Below are 21,615 nucleotides of genomic sequence, written 5' to 3' on the forward strand. Positions count from 1 at the left end.
TTCACCACCACCTTCCATTTATTTTCTTAATTGGAGTCCCATTATAAAATCAACAAGAAAGTGTGCAAAGATTGTTATAAACAAATTCCCTGTCCATTCAAATACATAACCAAAGACAAAACTAATGAAACAGACGAAACAAAACAAAAATGGCTTTGTTATATAACGAATATGTAACACTGCAAATACTAAACTCGCAATTACAATTCCAAAATGAGTCTGCACTACACCTCTAAATAAAAATTCTTCTGCAAAACCGATTACGAACGTAATAACGAGTAAATGGAGAACCGACATTCCTCGAAACATCTTATCGTTAATACCACCATCATCAAACCAAGACTCTGGAAACACTCGCATTGCAACATAATCTAATAACACAATACCAATCGCTAACAAACCACCTATAATAAGTATAGATACTGGTTCCCATTTCCATAAATTAAACACTTCTTTTACATCTTGAAATAATATATATGCTAGTAAACAGCCAATACCGATAATAATTAACTGTGTTATATATAGATTCAGCCTTATTTCCTGCGGACTCATATCTTCAACATTATACCTTTGAATGTTCATCATTCCTCCATCTTTTCTAGGCCGAAAAGCTTTTGTAACTCTGTTTCCCAATTATAGTCGAAATCCGATTGTTGCGCTCGTCTTTTTTTATAATCTTCTTTTGTAATACCGCAATAATCGCAGCAATTATTTAACTCTTTCTCTTTCCTATAACCGAACTGTTGCAGCACATATTCACGTCTACATCCTTTAACTCGTATCCATGACTTCATATTTTCTAGTTCACTATATTTATTACGCAACCTTATTTCTACTTCAGCTATTAATCGGTTCATAATTTCATCTGACAAACCCTCTAATAATAATCTTCGTTGTTGTATAATTCCAACCTGTTCGAGATGATAACGAACGAAACGCCAATATTGCTCATTAAATCTTGCTGCATTATAACAAATTTCTTCTACATCTTCTATTGGTAATTCTTTCGTTTGGAACATTCTTTCTTGTAGTAAAGAAAATAAAAATTGTATTTGCGACTTACTTGGCAATTCATCCTCAATGATTGAAATTGGTAAATCATGATCCAACGGACTACACAATAAAATAGCTATACTCGGTTCGCCATCTCTTCCAGCTCTTCCGATTTCTTGTAAGTAAGAAGCTATATTAGTTGGATAATGAAAATGAATAATATATTGCGTATTCGCCTTATTTACCCCCATACCAAATGCACTTGTACATATTACAAGCTGCAATTGATCGTTCATAAACTGCTGTTGAATTAACATACGCTCTTCATGTTCCATACCACCATGATAAAAAGCTACACCAGTAACACCTTTCCCTCTCAAGTATTCCGTTAACCTTTCTGTCCACGCTCTACTTGAACAATATACAATCCCCGGCCCTTGTAAATACATCACCTGCTCCAAAAGCGCCTCTTTCTTTTCTTCTATCGTCTCTACAAATTGCACCTCCATTGCAATATTAGGACGGTCAATAGAGTATACATGTTCCGCGGCACCCTTTAAATTTAAACTGTCTGCGATATCTTGCAGTACCCCTTTTGTCGCTGTGGCTGTCAATGCTAACACTGTAGGAGAACCAATATTTTCAATAACTACATTTAGTTTCTTATAGTCCGTTCTAAAATCATAACCCCATTGAGAAATACAATGAGCCTCATCAACAACAAATAATGAAATATGAATTTTCTTCAATTCCCTAATTAATAACTCCGACTGTAACATCTCTGGTGAAACAAAAATAAATTTATATGAAGATAATTTTTTCATCGCTTCTCTTTTTTCATTTAATGTCCGAAAACTATTAAATGCTATCACTCGGTTTTTCACAACATACTTTAATTGTGTCACTTGATCTTCCATTAAAGATAATAACGGTGATACAACAAGCACTGTTCCTTCTCGCATAAGCCCCGGAAACTGATAGCACATAGACTTTCCTCTTCCAGTCGGAAGCATTGCTATCACATCTTTTCCTTCTAATAAATCTGTAATAACTCCTTTTTGACCTGGACGAAATTCAGAATATCCAAACCACTTATATAAATATTCTTCAAGTTTCATTTACACCCTCCATCCGCGCTAATACAAGACGAACTTCAAAATAAGAGATATCTTCTCCAATCGCTTGTTTCAAAACACGTAACTTCCGCGTTTGCAATGCTTCAATTACTTTTATTACTTTGTCTATCTTTTCTTTTTCCATAAACATTTCAATAGAAAAATCTTTTTCTCGCAAAGCAATTTCAACAAAATGATCTTCTATCGTTGCAACCTTCAAATTCCGAATCGTTGCTATTTCTTCTAAAGAACGCCCTTGTCTCCAAAAATTATATGTTTTTTTCGTAGATAAACTAAATAATTCAGCTCTCTCATTTGGATAAGATATAATTTCAGCTAATAGTGGAAATTCATTTTCTTTATCACGAACTTCTTGTATAAAGAAATGCATTGTACCCCAAAATAAAAAATACACCCTGAACATATCTTGTTTCGTAATTTCTGCTAATTGTTGCAATGTACAACCAATCCGTTCATAACCCGTTAGTCGATATGTTACAATCGTCGCTTCTATCGCATTACTTTTTTCTAAAAGATTATGTACTTCCGTCCACAATTTTCTCGCCAATTCACTTCTCTTATATGGCCTTCCTGTTAGAAAACGTTTCACCCACATCATTATTTCTGTATCTTGTTGAATCGGGATAAACTTCGTATTATTCTGTTGTAAATTTGATATAGTTTGAATAATCAATGATAATCTTTTCCAAAATGTTTCACCTAATTCTCCATAATGTAAACCATGCAAATGCGCTGGAAAAGCATAAACTTCCTCCCATTTATGTAACTGCGTTTTACCCTTAGGTGTTAACACATATGTATTTTCATGTATTTCTTGAATAAAATCTGCTTGCAACAACTTTACAACTTCACCATCATAGTCATTTCTATTTAATGATTTATATATTCCGAACAAAAAAGAAATTCTAAACATATTTCCATCTTGTAAAGTTTGCGAAGAACGTTTGCCCTTTAGTAAATAATAAATAGATGAAACGGTTCTTTCACCATTCAATTGTTTTAAACAATGCAACAAAGTATATTGTATTTGCATGACCGCTTCCACCTTCCAATCTTAACTTCATTCTTTTCAGTACAATTACACTATCTACTGTCGCTCATTAAACTTATCATAATAAGAACTATATACTTGTATATATTCTATTGTATCAAACGAAATCATATTTACGTATTTTGAAAATCTTATGACATAATTCAAAAATAAGTTGACACTCTAATTGATAAGCATTATCATTATAATTTTATGTTGAAAAGTTTTACAAACCGTTTTACAATAAGGTTATAATTTTTATGGCAAGCTTTTCACATACATATTATCAGGAGGGAAAAAAGATGGCAAAATATACAATCGTTGATAAAGATACTTGTATTGCATGTGGTGCTTGTGGCGCTGCTGCACCAGATATTTATGACTATGATGATGAAGGTATTGCATTTGTAACATTAGACGATAACCAGGGTATCGTTGAAATTCCAGATGTATTAATTGAAGATATGATGGATGCATTCGAAGGCTGTCCAACTGACTCAATTAAAGTTGCTGACGAATCATTCGACGGAGACGCTTTAAAATTCGAATAGTCTTTTATTAACTTCAAAAAATGCCCCTCATATTGATGAGGGGCATTTTTTGTATCTAAATTTTATTTTTCTTAATAAAAAACCATTAGTAGTTCCACACTACTAATGGTTTATATATATTATGCATTTTTCATTTTTGCAAACACCCATACTTTCAGGCGTGAGAATAATGCTACAAATACAATTGTTACAACAATTCCTTTAATTAAATTAAATGGTAAGATTGCCGTTACAACCGTTGTTCTTATAGCTTCGCTAGACATAGCCGGTGAATTTAAAAACCAAGTGTACGCCGGGAATATGATGATGTAGTTTAATACACTCATAATAAGTGCCATTGTAATTGTCCCTAGCATTAACCCTGTCGTTAAACTCTTCACAGTACGATACTTTCTAAATAAGAAAGCTGCTGGTCCAATAAATAAACACCCTGCAATAAAGTTTGCAATTTCTCCAACTGGTACTCCCGTTAAACTTCCTTGAATCCCGTAATGTAAAATGTTCTTTATTGCCTCTACAATCACTCCTGCTACTGGTCCAAAGATAATTGCTGCAATTAGAGCTGGTACATCACTAAAATCAATTTTCAAAAATGGCGGAAGCCCTGGGAACGGGAAATCTAACATCATTAGTAAATATGCAATACTACTTAGCATCGCTACACTCACCATCTGCACCACACTGTTTTTTTGTTTCATCTTTCTCTCTCCTTTTCCATCGATCATCTCATGGAAAGTGGAAAGGTTCTGCTATGCCTATTTTTTCATAGAACGAAAAAACCCTTTGTGTTTTACACAAAGGGAGAATTTAAGGCACATCAAACAGACGTTCAAATCCATATCTTTTTTGAACGCTTGAACCTCCATCTTCTCCCATCCAGACTGTACTGTCGGCTTTGGAATCACACCAAATCCTGCCTTAACGGCTCGCGGGCTTAGAACAAAATCATAAATAGTTCATCACCGCCGGTCGGGATTTTCACCCTGCCCCGAAGATAGACCGATATTCTATTTTCCCCCTCATTATACAACAACCTCATAACATTGTGAACAAAAAAATTGTAACTTATTTAAAATTAGTTGTTTATTTTTCGTAACAATAAATAAATTGCGAGATATTTTACAATACAATCCATATTTTTTATTATTCGGCATTTCTCTTTTGAATTACCTAGTCATATATAATTAAAAGTGATAAGATATTGAATTGTTAAGATAAGAACATTTTCTGAGTTATGGAGGAAATGTCATGAAAAAAGAAAAGAGACATTCTATTCGAGAAGCAATGAAAAAAAACTTAAGAAAAGAATACTTTTACTTAAAAAAAGAATTACTTTTCTACTGCCCAATTGATTTAGGAACATTCTCAAACGAGACATACTATGCTACTTTCGATGAAGATGGCATCAGTATTTATCAGTATGATAAAAAAACAGAAAGTAAATTAAAATTGTGTGAGCGTCATCCGTGGAAGAGTTGGAGTAAAGTGAAGATTGATCACTATTTGACAACTTCTCAATTTATTTTTCAGGGTGAGCGAAATTGGATCTTATCCCTTTTTCAAAAAGGAAAAGAAGCTCAAAGAATTATTGAAGAGCATACATCTTTACAAACAGAAGTTGTTTCCCGCTCTTTCTTAAAAAAACTTCCTGGTTTTCGTTCTAATACACCACTGAATAAATACATCGGTAGCATTTGTTACACTGCACTTATTGCATTTTTATTAAAATGGATGATTCCATTTCAAGCACCACAAATCGCCCTGTATTCTATTTCGATTGGTTGTATGCTTCTTGGGCTACTTTGTTTGACAATCGGTTTAATCGAACCGACTATCGTACTGTTTCGAACAAAAGAGAAAACAAGAACAAAAGTTTTTTACTTATATAGCTATTTAGCTATTTCTGGATTTATATGTGTCTTTATTTTTTGGTAAAAGAAAACCGTCCCAAAATAAATTTTGGGACGGTTTTCTTTTAGATATAAATACTCTAATTCACTCAATACTTCTAGCAGAAGCGCCCATATAATTTCATTTACATTGAACCTTATTTAAGATTATTCAAAGTTTAATTTTTGAGACGTTGCCTTTACTTAACATATAATTGTTGATTAGGATAAATTAGCTCTTGCCGCAATCCATTTTTTTCTTTAATTTCCTTAAGTGTCATACTAAATTTCCGTGCAATACTAACTAAAGTATCCCCTTTTTGTACGACATATAATGATGAAGAAACAACTTCATTTCTTTGTTCACTTAAAACAAGCAATGGGTTCATCGCATTCTTTTTCGCCATCGTCCATCTTCCTTGATGAAGTTCTAGATGTAAGTGTGCACCTCGCGATTCTCCCGTGTTCCCTACTTCTCCAATTTTTTCACCTTTTGAAATATAATCTCCTTGACCCACATATCTCTTATTTAAATGTGCATATACAGCCTCATATTCTCCGTGTTTAATAAATACAACATTTCCATAACTACTTGAATAATAAGACTTTGTTACCTTACCATCTTGGATAGCTGCCACAGGCGTTCCAATCGGTGCAGCTACATCAATACCATAGTGTTTTCCATGCCTTGTCCCAAAATAATCACTTATCTGACCTTCAACAGGCCATGTCCATCGATTTTCTTCTGCATAAACATGTAATTGAGATACAAACAGTATACTCAATAACATGACTCCGCATTTTAAAACTTTCATATACATCCTCCGTTTTCTAATTACCACCATACCTTCTCTATTTTGGTATATTACAGAAAAAAGTATACAAAAAAAGAAAGTGAATTACTCCACTTCCTTCTCTTTCTTATCACGAAAAACTAATGCACTACGGTTATACTCCACATCTTTCACTTGTAATCGTGCATTTATTACTCTAGCTATCGCAAACAAATAATCAGATAATCTATTTACATACTTTAAGACAACTTCATTTATTCTCACTTCTTTTTGCAATGATACTATAGAGCGTTCCGCTCTCCTTACAACAGTACGTGCAATATGAATAGTAGCCGCCGCCTCGCTACCACCTGGCAGAATAAAGCGTTCTAATGGCGGGGCTTCTTCTATATATAAATCAATCTTTCTTTCTAAGCTTTCAACCATCTCAATTGTCACTTTATAAGGAATTTTTTGTTCCACTATTGCCAAGTCTCCTCCGCAATCAAATAGTTCATGTTGAATATTTTCGAGCTCATTGTAAATATTTCTAAAAGCCCCGCTTTGAAGCTTAGTCATTGCATATCCAATATAAGAATTTGCCTCGTCTATTGTTCCATACGCTTCCACACGGATATCGTCTTTATCAACCCTACCACCTATTACACTTGTCGTTCCTTTATCTCCTGTTTTTGTATATAATTTCATTTCTTCACAGCACCTCTCTTGTTATTCTTAATTCGACCAAGATAGAAAAAAGTTCTACTATTCTTTATTTAATTGAGTTTACAAAAAAATAAAAAACAGTAGAACTTTATTCATTATCAACTTTAAAAACACATATCTAAATTATACGATTCGGTAAATATACAGAGAATGTAGTTCCTTCTCCAACAACACTTGAAACAGAAATTTTACCATCATGACCTTGAACAATATTTTTCGCAATCGCAAGCCCGAGTCCTGTTCCACCCTTTTTACCACGTGTTCTTGCTTTATCAGCTTTATAGAAACGATCAAATAAAAATGGAATATCCTCTTCTGGAATACCTGCACCCGAATCTTGTACTTCAAAAATGAGGCCATTATTTTTCGTATCAATTACAAGCGTTACATGTCCACCCGCATTCGTATGACGAATTGCGTTATCAATCAAGTTCGTCAACACTTGTTCCATCCGATCTGCATCAAACGCATATTCTTCGATCGGATTTCGGAAATCAACTGTTAGTTCAACTTCTTTATCCTTTGCGATCCCTTGGAATTTACGACCAATTTTTTCAACAAACGGATGTATGTCCACTTCACCAATATGTAACTCTACATGACCGCTTTCCATACGAGCTAAATCTAACAATTCATTTACAAGTTTACCTAAACGAACAGATTCATCATAAATAATTTGAACAAACTCATCAATTTCCTCTTTCGTTTGCACAATATCATCTAAAATCGCTTCACTATACCCTTGCAGCATTACCATTGGTGTACGAAGTTCATGCGATACATTCGCAATAAAGTCTTGACGCATCTTTTCAAGACGACGTTCTTCCGTCATATCTCGCAGTACTGCTACAGCTCCTCGAATTTTCGTTTGATTGTAGAGCGGCGTCATAAGAACTACATAGTTCCCTTTTTGTAAATTAATTTCAACAACTTGTTGTTGTTCGCTTTCTACAACGAGATGGAATAGTTCCACAAGTTCAGAAGGTAGTTTTTTACTTAACTCTATCTCTTTTTCTTCTTGCCAAACTTGTAAGAAATGTTCGGCCGGCGGATTGATTACTACAACTTCACCTTCTTGATTTAACGTAATAACCCCATCTGCCATACTACTCAAAATACTTGCTAACTGCTCTTTTTCTTGCTGCAAGGCGTTCATATTGAACTTCAACTGTTTTCCCATTTGATTTAAGGCCGTTGCAAGCTCACCAATCTCATCCTGAGATACCATAGGAGCCTTTGCATCAAACTTCCCACGTGACACTTCAAAAGCAACCTCACGCATTTTACGAAGCGGCGCTGTAATCCGAGTAGATAAGAAGAACGCAAAGAAAGTTGTTAATATAATCGCAATCCCAGCCGATAAGAAAATAAAATCAGTCGTTCTTTCCATACCTTGTATCGGCACTTGTAATGATTCATATACGAACACTGCACTTTGATTTTTTGATTGCACTGGTTTTCCGACGATCATAATATCATTTTCGGTGTTTTTATTCTTCCTACTATTAGACGCTTTTCTAACGTTATTTTTAATTTCTTTTTTGTCCGTAAAAACAGCAGCTAATTCTTTATCTTCTTTTAAATCATCCATTGTAAGAGTGACTAGCCCTTCTTGTTTCGGTGAAGAAGAGATTTCCTTACCATCTTCTACAATAATAATCCTTGAAAGTGGATCAGAGAATTTGTACGCGATATTCTCAATCGTTTTTACATCGGCACCTTCTTCAATTAACTCCGAAACACTTGTTGCGACTTTTTGAAGCCTAGCTTCACTCATATCAACATAATACGTTCTAAAAAACTGTGAAAGTAAAATCGCAACAAATCCAAGAACAAACGAAACGAGAAGTAATATGGTCATCCATAACTTCCCTACTACACTTCTCCAAAGCATCAGTCGTTCACAACCTCAAATTTGTAACCCACACCCCAAACAGTAACAATCATTTTCGCTGCATCTGGTGATTTTTTGCTTAACTTCTCACGTAAACGCTTTACATGTGTATCAACTGTACGTAAATCTCCGAAGAATTCATATTGCCATACTTCTTTTAACAGTTGCTCACGATCGAATACTTTATCAGGAGCTTTCGCTAAAAATAATAGTAACTCATATTCTTTCGGCGTTAAGTTTACTTCATTACCATCTGCAGTAACACGGTGTGCATCGTTATCAATTGTTAAGTGCGGGAATACAGTAACATCTTTTGTCGTTGTATCTTGTGTAAAGAATGTTGTTGGTACAGCACGACGTAATACCGCTTTCACACGTAGCACGACCTCACGTGGACTAAATGGCTTTACAATATAATCATCTGTTCCAACTTCAAATCCTTGTACTCTATTTACTTCTTCACCTTTTGCTGTCAGCATAATAATTGGTGTCGCTTTCTTCTCACGAACCCCTTTACATACTTCAATGCCATCTTTACCAGGCATCATAAGATCTAATAAGATTAAATCGTAATCATTTTGCAACGCCATTTCTAAAGCTGTATCACCATTATCTGCTTCTTCAATTGTGTATTGTTCTCTTTCTAAGTACATTTTCAATAAACGACGAATACGATCCTCATCATCTACAATTAAAATTCTTGATTCATTTTCCATCTCTACCCGCTGCGTACTCTCACCTCAGCGGTTCACACCTACCCTTCTTTACTATTATGTTGCGCTATTCTCGTTTATTTAAGCAATCTTCTAAATGTTTCACTTCCCATATTATGCTTCACAAGAATAATAAATTTTGTTCAATTTTTTTCCAAAACTATGTATTTTTTTTGAACAGTATATAATGTCCTCGACATCATTTTACAAAATCAACCGCTACTTTGTCATGTTTTTCTCAAAAAAGAAGAAAAGTTGACAAAAATAAAATAGGAAAGTGACATGCACTCTCCTATTTTATTTCTCTATGCATATGAATGTAAACCGGCAATAATTAAGTTTACTACAATAAAGTTAAACATAATAATTGCAAAACCAATTACTGCAAGCCAAGCTGATTTCTCTCCATGCCACCCTTTAGATAATCGTAAATGTAGTACTGCAGCATAAAAGAGCCACGTTATAAGTGCCCAAACCTCTTTCGGATCCCAGCCCCAAAAACGCGTCCACGCTATTTGAGCCCAAATCATTGCAAAAATTAACGCTCCTAATGTGAAAACTGGGAATCCAATTGCAATAGATCGATATCCGATTTCATCTAGTAAATCACTATTCGTATTCTTTACTAACGGCTGAAGTGCCGCCGATACTCGCTTCCGTAAAACAAGCCTTAATACAATATAAAGTAATGTTCCAACTAACACTGACCAAATAACAGTATTTAATTTTTTCGCATTTACAATTGCTGGAACTTCAACTGCCGGTTCTAATTTATTTTCTGTCTGTAACTTCCCTTCATGCGGTCCTACTAAAGCTGGAAGATTGTACTTCATTTCCAGTTGTTGTTCATTTTTATCAACCCATTGAAACTTCGCTTCATATTTCATACTAGAAAATACCGTTGTTACTCCAATAAATCCAACTGTACAAACAAGTGTAAATACTACCGTCTCTAGCCAAAATGTCCGTTTACTTCTCGTTGATTGATCTACATTTTTTAATAAATACATCACGCCCGTAATAAAACTAATCGCTAAAATTGCTTGTCCTGCTGCTGCAGTCGTCACGTGAATATGTAACCAATTACTTTTTAAAGATGGAATAAGCGGAGATATTTCCCTCGGAAACATACTTGCATAGGCAATTAATAAAAGCGCAACTGGTAATGCAAATAGTCCAATTATACTTACGCGGTACATAAAATACATTACAATAAATGCTCCTACAAGCATCATGCCGAAAAATGTACCGAATTCAAAAAAGTTACTAACTGGCGCATGCCCTGATGCAATCCACCTTGTAACAAAATATACTGTTTGTGCTATAAACCCTAAAATTGTAATTGTTATTCCTACATTTGCCCATTTATGACCCTTTTCTTTAATGGCTCCACCAAAAAATAGAGTCGCAATTAAATATAAAATAAATGCGGTAAAGAGAAAGTTACTACTTATTTGCACCATATCGTTTCCCCACCTTAACTAATTTTTTTATCGATTACTTTATCATTTGGCTGTGGAATTGCTGTACCTTCTATTACTCTTTCAATATCTTTCTTTAAACCAAACCAATTTTTATTCGTATGCCCTGCAATCCACCATTCATCATTAACACGTTGTATCCAAATACGGCGATGATTCCAATACATACCTTGAATGACACCAACCATAAATATAAACCCTCCAATACCGAGAATCCAAAGCGTTAAATCTTTTCTTACAGTAAGTGCTGTTGCATTTTGCATTTCAACACCTGCAAACGACATTTTATATTTGTTGTTTCCATCAGGTTCTATATTTTGCTGAATACCAACAAAACTCACTTCACCATCTGGTGTTTCAGGTGTAAACATTTTAAATACAAATGCAGGATTGTTCGGTAATTTCGTTTTTGTATTTGGTTTTCCATTCTCATCAAAATAAAAATCAGGAAAATAGCTTAATAGTTCTAGAGAATAACCATTTCCTAAATCATATTTTTCCTTAGGATTCGTTAAATCTACTTTAATCGGTCCCCATTTTTGATTATTTTCTTTATTTTGCAAGTTGAAGGACATACTTTTAAATTCACTTTCTTTATAATCCACTTGATACACTGCAAATTGATCAAATTTCAGTGGTTCATTCACTCGAATTTCTGCTTCTTTTACTTTTTCTAATTTCGGTTTTTGTCCTGCTATATTTTCTCCTACCGCTTTATATAATACGGCATTCGTTTGGAAGTTTTTCGCAATCATTTTATCGCCTACACGATTAATCGCTTCCTCAAAAACTTCCTTGTCCTTACTTTTATCATAAACTTCTTTTATAAATTTCTCGTTTTTTAAGTAGTATTGCCCATCCGTCCCTGGTATTTCTTTCGTTTCACCGTCACGTAACCAAAGTGCTTCGTCTACGTACATACTCGGTAAAAAACGAAGCATCGCACCGAATAAAAAGATAATAAGACCGATATGATTTACATATGGACCCCAACGCGAGAAGCGTCCCTTTTCTGCTAAAACGTTTCCGTCTTCTACTTTCACGTTATAGTTTCTTTTCTTTAAATTCTTTTGCACTCTTTCCAGGTCACCATCTTGCGGTGTACCAGTCCCATATAATCTCTGTCTCTTTAAAAAGCTAGGATGTCTTTTTACGCCTTGCTTTTTTAAAGCTTTATAAAGTGGAATAACGCGGTCTAAACTACATATCACAAGTGAAATACCGATAGAAGCAATCAAAATCATATACCACCATGAACCGTATAAATTATTAAATCCTAATTGATAGTATAATTGTCCTAAAAATCCGTATTCTTGTTTATAATATTCAGCTGGTGCAATCCCTGGAGTTATGTACATTTCTTGCGGAAAAATAGTTCCTATCGCTGATGCAGCTAAAGTTATTACGATTAGCCATACCCCCACTTTTACAGAAGAGAAAAAGCTCCAAATTTTATCGACTATCGTTTTTGTTTGCGTGAGAGATCTCCGTGCACTCCCCTCATAGCGCATATCCAATAGTTTTGCATTTTCATTGCTTTCAAATGGTTTCCCGCAAGCTTCACAAAAAACGGTTCCTATCGGGTTAACATGTCCACATTCACATTTAATTTCTTTCAACACTCTCACCGCCCCTGTATCTATATGTACTATTGTATATTCTAACCTCAAGTTACCGCAATACTCAGAATTTTTAAATCAGAGGCACTATAGACACGCACCTCTTATGTAAAGGCTTTCTTTATTACGGAGTAATTTTCTTTAAATACCCTTCTAACTGTTCTTTCGTTTGTTCACCTATAATTTGCTCCACTACTTTTCCATCTTTATCAATCAAAAAGCTTGTCGGTAATGGACCTACTCCATATGTCCCTATAATCTTCTGTCCTTTATCAATGGCAACTGGGAATTTCAAACCATATTGGTTCACAAAGTTCTTTACTGCAATATCCGTTTCATCTGCATCTAACGCTATGATTTCAACGCCTTTTTCTTTATACTTTGGATATAATTCATTCATATAAGGCATTTCTTTTTCACAAGGTTTACACCACGTGCCCCAAAAGTTTAAAAATACTCCTTTTCCCTTTAAATCTTTTAGTTCAATTTTCTTCCCTTCTAAATCCGTCACAACAAAGTTAGGTGCTTCTTTTCCGATTTGCATTTTCTCTTTATTAGCAAAGAATCCTTGATAAAGGGTAAACCCTACAGCACCGCATAAAATGAGTAGAATAATAACGCGAAATAATAAGCGATTTTTCTTCATATTACCTCTCCTCTCCTCGGTAAATGTTATGTATTATCTTCTGTAAATGTTGTATTGAATAAATCACCAGCAGAGCACTCCACTGGTGAATTTTTAACTCTATAGCTTATCTTGGCTTTGTAGAAGCAAGCGCGCGTAATTGTTTCACCTCATGTGGTGTCAATTCTCTCGCATCACCAGGTCGCAGGCTTCCTACTTCTAAGAAAGCATAACGTTCACGTTTTAATTTCACCACTTTACAATCTAACGCTTCAAACATACGACGTACTTGACGGTTACGTCCTTCATGAATTGTTAATTGTACAATAGCCATTTCTTTACGCTTGTCCCAAGAAATAATTTTCACATGTGCTGGTGCTGTTTTACCGTCTTCTAGTGCAACACCGCGTTCTAACATGCGAATTTTCTCACCTGTTAATGGGCCTTTTATTTTTGCAACATACGTTTTTTCAACTTTATATTTAGGATGCATTAATATATTTGCGAAGTCCCCGTCGTTTGTCATTAATAATACTCCTGACGTATCATAATCTAGACGTCCGATTGGGAATAAACGTTGTGTAATTTCAGGGAAAAAGTCTGTTACAACACTTCTACCTTTATCATCTGATACACTTGAAATTACACCAGTTGGTTTATATAGTAAAAAATAAACAGGTTCTTCTTTTTCAAGAGGGATGTTATTTACTTCTACTTTATCTTGAGGAGTTACTTTTGTTCCTAACTCTTTCACTATTTTTCCGTTAACTTTCACTTTTCCTTGCTGAATTAATTCCTCAGCCTTTCTTCTCGATGCAATACCTGCTTGCGCAATCACTTTTTGTAATCGTTCCATTTCTTTTTTTCACCTCGAATTTATCTTACCTTACATTAGAAAGACTTGGCAACCGCATACGCTTTACGGTTATTCGCTCCATCTCACTTAAACAACATAGCGACGATATTAAACATATAAAGGTCAAATCATGTTTTTATCCTTTATTATTGTCCATATTTTTCATATTTCTCACAATAAAAGTTCATCATTTTGTCAAAAATACCACATAAAAAAACCACTATTAAGCTACACCTTAATAGTGGTCGTATACGTATTATACGCGAAATAGCATAAAAAATGAATAGCTTTACTGAAACAATAGGGAAACAAAGACAATCGAGCAAATAATTCCGATTAAATCTGCAAAAAGCCCTACTTTTAATGCATCTCCCATTTTTCTAATACCAACAGCTCCAAAGTATACTGTTAAAATATAAAAAGTCGTATCTGTACTCCCTTGCATCGTAGAAGCTAATCTCCCAATGAATGAGTCTGGCCCATATGTGGCAATTAAATCAGTCGTAATACTTAGACCAGCAGAACCAGAAATAGGGCGTATTAGTGCTAATGGAACGATTTCTGCTGGAACATGAATTAAATCTAACATTGGCTTCATTACTGATATCATTGCATCTAGCGCACCTGACGATCGGAATATAGAAATAGACACAAGCATTCCAACCATAAATGGTAAAATGGAAATTGCAATTTGAATCCCTTCTTTTCCTCCCTCAACGAACGATTCATACGTCGGCACTTTCTTTATCGTGCCATATAAAAGGATAAAACCAATTACACAAGGGATTACCCATAAGGATATTGCATTTACAATACTCATTTTTTCCGCCCCTTTCTACTCCTTCTTCGGTAAAAATAGCGGTCAATCCAAATTGCTCCAATCATAGAAAGTACTTGTGCAATAAATGTTACCCCAACAATTTCAGTAGGATTGGCTGATTCATACGTCATTCGAATTGAAATGACTGTCGTAGGGATTAATGTAATAGCTGATGTATTTAATGCTAGAAACGTCACCATAGAACGGCTCGCCGAATCCTTTCCTCCATTTAACTCTTTTAGTTGTTCCATCGCTTTAATACCAAGAGGGGTTGCTGCATTACCTAGACCAAAAAAGTTTGCCATCATATTTGATAGAATAAATCCCATGGACGGATGATCCTTTGGTATTTCTGGAAACAACCTTTTTACTATCGGCATAAAAAGTGAAACTAATTTTTTTAACAATCCGGCTTCCTCTGCAATTTTCATTAAACCAAGCCAAAATACTAAAACACTAATAAGTCCTATACAAATCGTTACTGCATCTTTTGCTCCGTCAAATACAGCTTTATTCACTTCTTCCATCGTTCCATTTATCATGGCGTATACAATCCCAATGACAGCCATCGCTACCCATACGAGATTAACCATCGTTCCCAACACCTATCATGTAAGAAAAAATTTCTTTCACATTATTCCAGTAAAGTCCTGTTGTAGCTACTAACTTCCGTTTACTATAAAATAAATTCCGTTCTCCAACTTTCTCATTGCCAACATAAACATCTGTCTTTCCAACCTTTACTCCATCCTCAAGCGCTATACTTTTATCCAGTTCAACTTTTAATAACACGTTCTTTCTTTCCTCTTCAGTTAACGGCACTGAAAAACTATTTTTCGTATAAACATGGTTGGCATACTTCTTTTCATTTATTTCAGCAATTGCTCCTTGTCCCAAAACTTTCGTTTGCTTGAAACGTTCAAATCCTTTGTCAAAGAGATTCATATGATCATCCCAATCACTAGAAGCACTCAAAGTTACGACAATTAAGTCTAATCCATCTTTTGATGCAGTTGTAACAAGCGTTCGCCCAGCTTTCTTCGTAAAGCCTGTTTTTCCTCCTGTTGCAAATTCATAATAAGACGTTACCAGCTTATGTTTATTTTTCCACGGATAATCCCAAGAATCGGATTTATACGTTTTTGTTCCAAAGATTTTCTTAAATGACTCGTTTCCCATTGCATATTTCGTTAATAACGCCATATCGTAAGCCGACGAATAATGTGATCCATCTCCATCTAAGCCATGAGGGTTTGAGAAGTGCGTGTCTTTCATTCCAATTTCTTTCGCTTTTTCATTCATTAAATATACGAATCCATCTATACTCCCACCCACACTTTCAGCAATTACTTGCGCTGCGTCATTACCAGATCTAAGCATGAGTCCGTATACTAAATCTTCTAACTTCACTTTTTGTCCAGGCTTTAAATAGATTGCCGATCCTTCCACCCTCACCGCTTCATTACTAACTGACACCATTTCTTTCATCTTCCCTGATTCAGCAGCTAACAAGGCGGTCATAATTTTTGTTATACTAGCAATTTTTTGAGGCTCATGTTCTGCTTTTCCGTATAGTACACGACCAGACTGTTGCTCCATTAATACAGCATTTCGAGCACTAACATTGCTGTTCATCTTTGCATATGTAGGAATCGGCATAACGCTTGCATACATAATAAGAAGCGTAATAATTACACAAATTCGTCTCATATTTCCCCCCACGTCCTTTTGGCACTTTTTGTACAAGTGTATGCTTGGCCTTTTAAAATATGAACGAAATCTTCCTTCTGCTTCCATTAAAAAAGACGCAGAGAATTTGCGCCTAATATGGTGTCCATTCAATTTGTTTCGCAGTTTCAAACCTTTTTTCTACATCAGGCCAATTTACAACATTCCACCAATTTTTAATATATTCATCTTTTCGATTTTGGTATTGTAAATAATACGCATGTTCCCAGACATCTAGTACAAGGAGTGGTATCGTATCCCATTGTGTAAATAATTGATGAAGTGTACTTTGCAAAATTTCTAACCTTCCAGACCGGGGCACCCAAACGAGAATCGCCCAGCCTGAACCTTCTACTTTAGAGGCCGCTTCTGTAAAATGTTTTTGGAAACGTAAAAAGCTCCCAAAATCTTGTTCGATTTGTTGTGAAAAAGCACCTCTTGGACTTCCACCACCGTCTTTTTTCATGTTATTCCAAAATATCGTGTGTAAGTAATGACCTGACCCATGAAAAGCCGCTTCTCTTTCCCAATGCTTAATTAAATCAAATTGATTTGTTTTTCTCGCTTCTTCCATCATCTTCTCTGCTTTATTTAACCCTTCCACGTAACTCCGATGATGTTTATCATGGTGTAACATCATAATTTCTTTAGAAATATACGGTTCTAACGCATTATACGGATAAGGTAATGGCGGGAGTGTATGTCCTCCAATTGGAACAGCTCGTTCGCTATCCCCTCTTTCATATAATTCATATTCCTCTTCTTCTTGCATAAATACTTCCTGCAAATGATGCTGAATATGTTCTACATCATCGCTTATTTCATACATAAACTCTGCATCTGTTTCATACTCATGCTCTTTCATACGCTCTAACAACGTCTGAATTTTATAAGCAAGCATATGGACATCATACACTTCCATTGCGCGGCTATCTAATACGTGAAGAACACTTTCACACCAATTTTCTACTTCATGAAAGTAATCTGTAAATACACCTTGCTGATTCATGTCGCACCTCCCTAATGCTATCCACTTAACTATATTCAATGAAAATCCCTTATATAACTGTACAAAAGGAAAAGAAGCTAAGTCACCTTAGCTTCTTTTCCTCAATCAATATTTGTGTAACATCTTTGTCTGATAATCCGTCTCATAATATTCTAGTTCTTCACGCATCAATTGAAATTTACCTTCTAAACTCTTCATCACTTGCTCCAAAGATGCAGGTGGTGTTTGTTGAAAAACGATAGAATTTTTCCCTGTATATGCAGACCGACTATTTTCATACCAATAATCACTCTTCGGTGAAAAAAACTCTGCAATTACTTGATGGTAAATCTTATATAAAATTTTTTCAGCTGCTGTTTTTCGAAATGGCTGACTATTCAACAAAACAAAACATGCATCATGTCCTTCTTCGCAAAAAACGAGAAGTCGTCTCATTGATGCTAATAACCCTTTATAATATTGCTCATTCCCTGCTGGTGTTTCCTCTAATAAAGAAGGCAACGTATGATAATTTACATAATCGGTTATCAAATTAATAGCATCTTCTAAAAATATAGAAACTTGTTCTGTTTGATTTTCAACCATCAAATTAGACATTTTTTCTCTCTCCTTTGCCATTTCACGCTATTTCTACTCTTTTATTTTTATGTAATTCAGCCAATATTTCTTGTACTTTCGACACCGTTCCCTCATCAAAATATTGTTGAAATTCTTCCATATTATTTAAATACAAACGTTTTTGCGCACGAAGTTCCCTATCCTTCACTAAACAACATATCGCTACAATATCGCGCAAATATATGTTTTGTTCTTCTACTTTATACACTGGATTTCCTTCAAAAGGAGTAATTTCTTGTAAAACTTCTTCAAAATATCGAACGTATAAAACCGAAAAAGTTTTCTCTTTATCATTTAATATATATGTCACTTCAGATCTGTTAAAAAAATCTTCTGATGTATTAGGTTTCGCTTTTTCTAACTCATATCCTACATAACCTTTTATAATCATATACTCCCCCTCCACCTTCCTTCACCTTATTCTAACTTAATTTTCTGATAAACAAAATATTCTTTTAAATATACCTATATAAAAAATAGCTCCCCTATACAGGAATTTACCTTTTTATTTTTCTTGAAGTTTGTCATAATAATATTATTGTCTCAGTTTTCTTATACAAGGAGAGTTGTATTTATGTCGTTTTCATGGAAACGTTTCTTACAAATCGGGAAAATTATCTTCCCATTTGTTGTATTAACAATTGTATTCTTTCAAGCAAAAAAAGAATTAGCGGGCATTTCTTTTTTAGAAGCGATTGATACAATTAAAAACATTCCAACTGGAGGAGTCTTTTTAGCAATTACACTTGGTGCATTCGCTGTATCAACAATGTTCTTTTATGACTATGTTATGCTTCGTTACTTAAAAGCTGATATCCCTGTCCAAAAGATTTTCCGTATCTCGTGGATTGCTAATACTTTAAACGGATTTATCGGGTTTGGTGGTCTAGTTGGAGCCGGCGTACGCACAATGCTTTATCGTCCATACATAAAAGAAAATGGAAAACTTATTAAAAGTATCGCTTGGATGACAACTGCCTTTATTAATGGATTAGCCATTCTTTCATTTCTTGGTCTTATCGGAATATTAGACACGAGATTTATTTTGCATGAAAAACCATGGCTATGGCCTGTTCTTATCTTCTTTGCTCTTTTCGTCCCTATATATATCGGATTTTCTAAATTAAAAAATAGAAAAGCGATGCAAACAGAGGGACAAGAAGAAGAGGAGAAAAACCCAACTGTTTTATACTCATTAGTTTCATTAGTCGAATGGGTATCTGCTGGTATTGTTATGTACGTCATATTACTATTATTTGGCATTGAAATCGAATTCCAAAAGTTTTTAGGCGTATATGTCATTGCTGCTTTAGCTGGTGTCGTTAGTCTTGTTCCTGGTGGCCTTGGATCATTTGATCTTGTCTTCTTAACTGGGCTTGGGCAATACGGCATCGATACAGGTGTTTTACTTCCTGCTATGTTATTATATCGTCTCGTCTATTACATCTTACCATTCTGCCTTGGTCTCATTTTTGCAGCTTTTGAAATGACAGGAGTAGCCATTAAAAAGTTTGAAGATAAACCCTTTATTGCGCCTGCATTAGAGACAACTGGTGTTATATGGACTTTGCAGCGTGACTTTCTAGGAAAGTTAGGTTCTTGGGCATCTGCTGCTTTAACAGTATTTGCTGGCTTAATGGTTATTTTATCAACTATTCTACCGACAAGTATAAATCGGGCACACGCCTTACATATTCTAGCTCCAAAACATCTTATTCAATTTTCTTTTAGCTTATCGCTAACATTCGGTATTCTCCTCCTCATTCTTTCACGAGGGATATATTACGGAACAAAACGTTCTTATTATATGACGATTGTTTCTTTAATTGGAGCGGCTATTTTTAATACACTAAAAGGAATTGATGTTGAAGAAACTTTTATTTTATTAATCGTACTCGCTGTATTGTATATGCTTCGTAAAAGGTTTGTACGTGAGAAAATGGAAGTCTCACTTTCCGATATCGTAAAAGTTTTTATATTCCTACTTGTAACGTTATATTTATATAAAAACTTAGGCATTTTATTTGCAGGTGCAAAAGAAGCTTTCAAACCTGATTTTGTCGTTCGTAATATTACACAAGTGAAACGAAGTGCATTAGCAGCTGCCTTTTTTGTTCCTACTTTTTTACTAATTGGTTCACTCATTGCAAATCGTTATCGAAATGAATTTCCCGGGCAACCAGCTAATGATAAAAGATTACAAAACTTCTTAGATGAACATGGTGGAAATGTACTTAGTCATTTAGGTTTTTTAGGAGATAAACAGTTCTTTTTCAGTAGTGATGGAAAAGCACTCATTCTCTTCTCAATAACTGGAAAACGACTTATTGTACTAGGTGATCCAATCGGGGACCCTTCCTCCTATCGTACTGTATTGCAAGAGTTTTTAGCTGAGGCTGATCGATTTGGATACATTTGTGTATTCTACCAAATTGAAAGTAAATGGATGAGTTTATATCACGATTTTGGTTATAACTTCTTTAAGCTCGGTGAAGAAGCTGTTGTTGATTTAAATACATTTACAATAACAGGAAAGAAACGCGCTGGGATGCGAGCTACTTTCAACCGTTTTGAAAGAGAAGGCTATACATTCTCTATTCATGAGCCACCTTTCTCAGACGAATTATATGAAGAGTTAAGAAAAGTTTCGGATGCATGGCTTGGTGGAAAAAAAGAGAAAGGTTTTTCACTCGGATACTTCGATCGTGAATATATTAGTCGCGCTCCTATTGCAACATTATCTGATACGGATGGAAAAATTATTGCATTCACAACATTCATGCCCGTATATCAAAACGGATCATTATCTGTCGATTTAATGCGATATTATCCAGATGCGCCTAGCGGCATTATGGACGCAATTTTCATCCACTTATTCCAATGGGCAAAAGAAAATGAATACCACTCCTTTAATATTGGTATGGCACCACTTTCAAATGTTGGTTTATCCACACAGTCTTTCTGGTCTGAAAGAGTGGCTGCTGCAATCTTTAATAACGTTCGTTATACGTATAGTTTCAGCGGATTACGGCATTTTAAAGAAAAATATAAACCAGCATGGAGCGGTAAATATTTAGCATTTAGGAAGAATCATTCTTTACCAATTACAATGCTCTCTGTAACAAAATTAATAGGAAAAAGAAAAAACAGCTAA

General features: G+C 34.9%; 21 protein-coding genes and 1 riboswitch. Of the genes, 3 read left to right on the forward strand and 18 right to left on the reverse strand.

All coding sequences use genetic code 11. The features are described 5' to 3' along the window. Positions 1 to 18: 18 nt before the first annotated feature. The 3 genes from C4S65_RS27030 to C4S65_RS27040 are packed head-to-tail and all read right to left on the reverse strand — an operon-like array spanning position 19 to position 3,162. On the reverse strand, positions 19 to 582 hold the full coding sequence (locus C4S65_RS27030; protein WP_001025791.1) for a CPBP family intramembrane glutamic endopeptidase: 564 nt from the start codon (positions 580 to 582) through the stop codon (positions 19 to 21). After that, positions 582 to 2,111, reverse strand: coding sequence for an ATP-dependent DNA helicase RecQ (gene recQ, locus C4S65_RS27035; RefSeq protein ID WP_098838533.1), 1,530 nt, complete (start codon positions 2,109 to 2,111; stop codon positions 582 to 584). Before recQ ends, C4S65_RS27030 begins: the two co-directional genes overlap by 1 nt. Beyond that, positions 2,101 to 3,162 carry a helix-turn-helix domain-containing protein gene (locus tag C4S65_RS27040; RefSeq protein WP_001167015.1) on the reverse strand — a complete coding sequence of 354 codons (1,062 nt, stop codon included), beginning with the start codon at positions 3,160 to 3,162 and terminating at the stop codon, positions 2,101 to 2,103. Before C4S65_RS27040 ends, recQ begins: the two co-directional genes overlap by 11 nt. A gap of 299 nt (positions 3,163 to 3,461) precedes the next feature. Between C4S65_RS27040 and C4S65_RS27045 the strand changes: the two genes are divergently transcribed. Further along, entirely contained in the window at positions 3,462 to 3,710 is a 249-nt protein-coding gene (locus C4S65_RS27045; protein WP_001151993.1) for a ferredoxin, read from the forward strand. A gap of 119 nt (positions 3,711 to 3,829) precedes the next feature. Here the strand turns inward: C4S65_RS27045 and C4S65_RS27050 are convergent, their stop codons facing one another. Next, on the reverse strand, positions 3,830 to 4,408 hold the full coding sequence (locus C4S65_RS27050; protein ID WP_000810856.1) for an ECF transporter S component: 579 nt from the start codon (positions 4,406 to 4,408) through the stop codon (positions 3,830 to 3,832). Between the two features lie 162 nt (positions 4,409 to 4,570). After that, positions 4,571 to 4,710, reverse strand: a riboswitch (FMN riboswitch). Positions 4,711 to 4,958: 248 nt separating this feature from the next. Between C4S65_RS27050 and C4S65_RS27055 the strand changes: the two genes are divergently transcribed. Continuing rightward, positions 4,959 to 5,645, forward strand: coding sequence for a hypothetical protein (locus C4S65_RS27055; RefSeq protein ID WP_000711799.1), 687 nt, complete (start codon positions 4,959 to 4,961; stop codon positions 5,643 to 5,645). A gap of 154 nt (positions 5,646 to 5,799) precedes the next feature. On the opposite strand, the gene C4S65_RS27060 is transcribed toward C4S65_RS27055, so the two are convergent. The 14 genes from C4S65_RS27060 to C4S65_RS27125 all read right to left on the reverse strand — a co-directional run bounded on the left by C4S65_RS27060 (position 5,800) and on the right by C4S65_RS27125 (position 18,852). After that, a complete protein-coding gene (locus C4S65_RS27060) occupies positions 5,800 to 6,414 on the reverse strand; it encodes a peptidoglycan DD-metalloendopeptidase family protein (protein WP_000866114.1) in 615 nt (204 codons plus the stop codon). Between the two features lie 84 nt (positions 6,415 to 6,498). Beyond that, positions 6,499 to 7,080, reverse strand: a complete 582-nt coding sequence (locus tag C4S65_RS27065; RefSeq protein ID WP_061666891.1) for a cob(I)yrinic acid a,c-diamide adenosyltransferase — start codon at positions 7,078 to 7,080, stop codon at positions 6,499 to 6,501. Positions 7,081 to 7,216: 136 nt separating this feature from the next. Then, positions 7,217 to 8,992: a sensor histidine kinase ResE gene (resE, locus tag C4S65_RS27070; protein WP_097820774.1), complete on the reverse strand. Its 1,776-nt coding sequence runs from the start codon at positions 8,990 to 8,992 to the stop codon at positions 7,217 to 7,219. Beyond that, positions 8,992 to 9,708, reverse strand: coding sequence for a DNA-binding response regulator ResD (gene resD, locus C4S65_RS27075; RefSeq protein WP_000426861.1), 717 nt, complete (start codon positions 9,706 to 9,708; stop codon positions 8,992 to 8,994). The genes resE and resD overlap by 1 nt, the downstream gene beginning before the upstream one ends. 302 nt (positions 9,709 to 10,010) lie before the next feature. Further along, a complete protein-coding gene (resC, locus tag C4S65_RS27080; protein WP_000250088.1) occupies positions 10,011 to 11,168 on the reverse strand; it encodes a cytochrome c biogenesis protein ResC in 1,158 nt (385 codons plus the stop codon). A 14-nt stretch (positions 11,169 to 11,182) separates the two neighbouring features. Then, positions 11,183 to 12,808 (reverse strand): cytochrome c biogenesis protein ResB, encoded by a 1,626-nt coding sequence (resB, locus tag C4S65_RS27085; RefSeq protein WP_098222671.1) that lies wholly within the window; start codon positions 12,806 to 12,808, stop codon positions 11,183 to 11,185. Between the two features lie 121 nt (positions 12,809 to 12,929). Beyond that, a complete protein-coding gene (resA, locus tag C4S65_RS27090; protein WP_000742194.1) occupies positions 12,930 to 13,451 on the reverse strand; it encodes a thiol-disulfide oxidoreductase ResA in 522 nt (173 codons plus the stop codon). Between the two features lie 106 nt (positions 13,452 to 13,557). Next, positions 13,558 to 14,286 (reverse strand): 23S rRNA pseudouridine(2605) synthase RluB, encoded by a 729-nt coding sequence (gene rluB, locus C4S65_RS27095; RefSeq protein ID WP_000440553.1) that lies wholly within the window; start codon positions 14,284 to 14,286, stop codon positions 13,558 to 13,560. 289 nt (positions 14,287 to 14,575) lie between these two features. Continuing rightward, positions 14,576 to 15,106 (reverse strand): spore maturation protein SpmB, encoded by a 531-nt coding sequence (spmB, locus tag C4S65_RS27100; RefSeq protein WP_000029480.1) that lies wholly within the window; start codon positions 15,104 to 15,106, stop codon positions 14,576 to 14,578. Then, complete coding sequence (spmA, locus tag C4S65_RS27105; RefSeq protein ID WP_000247810.1) at positions 15,103 to 15,699, reverse strand: spore maturation protein SpmA; 597 nt, start codon at positions 15,697 to 15,699, stop codon at positions 15,103 to 15,105. The genes spmB and spmA overlap by 4 nt, the downstream gene beginning before the upstream one ends. Further along, complete coding sequence (locus tag C4S65_RS27110; protein ID WP_001252624.1) at positions 15,692 to 16,816, reverse strand: D-alanyl-D-alanine carboxypeptidase family protein; 1,125 nt, start codon at positions 16,814 to 16,816, stop codon at positions 15,692 to 15,694. Before C4S65_RS27110 ends, spmA begins: the two co-directional genes overlap by 8 nt. 112 nt (positions 16,817 to 16,928) lie before the next feature. Beyond that, a complete protein-coding gene (locus C4S65_RS27115; RefSeq protein ID WP_001075742.1) occupies positions 16,929 to 17,843 on the reverse strand; it encodes a superoxide dismutase in 915 nt (304 codons plus the stop codon). A gap of 105 nt (positions 17,844 to 17,948) precedes the next feature. After that, positions 17,949 to 18,440, reverse strand: coding sequence for a YpuI family protein (locus C4S65_RS27120; RefSeq protein WP_000067553.1), 492 nt, complete (start codon positions 18,438 to 18,440; stop codon positions 17,949 to 17,951). 22 nt (positions 18,441 to 18,462) lie between these two features. Next, positions 18,463 to 18,852: a hypothetical protein gene (locus C4S65_RS27125; protein WP_000584361.1), complete on the reverse strand. Its 390-nt coding sequence runs from the start codon at positions 18,850 to 18,852 to the stop codon at positions 18,463 to 18,465. A 183-nt stretch (positions 18,853 to 19,035) separates the two neighbouring features. On the opposite strand from C4S65_RS27125, the gene mprF reads away from it, so the two are divergent. Beyond that, entirely contained in the window at positions 19,036 to 21,615 is a 2,580-nt protein-coding gene (gene mprF / locus C4S65_RS27130) for a bifunctional lysylphosphatidylglycerol flippase/synthetase MprF (protein ID WP_086406464.1), read from the forward strand.

Source organism: Bacillus sp. ok061, from assembly GCF_900108285.1.
Lineage (GTDB): Bacteria > Bacillota > Bacilli > Bacillales > Bacillaceae_G > Bacillus_A > Bacillus_A thuringiensis_S.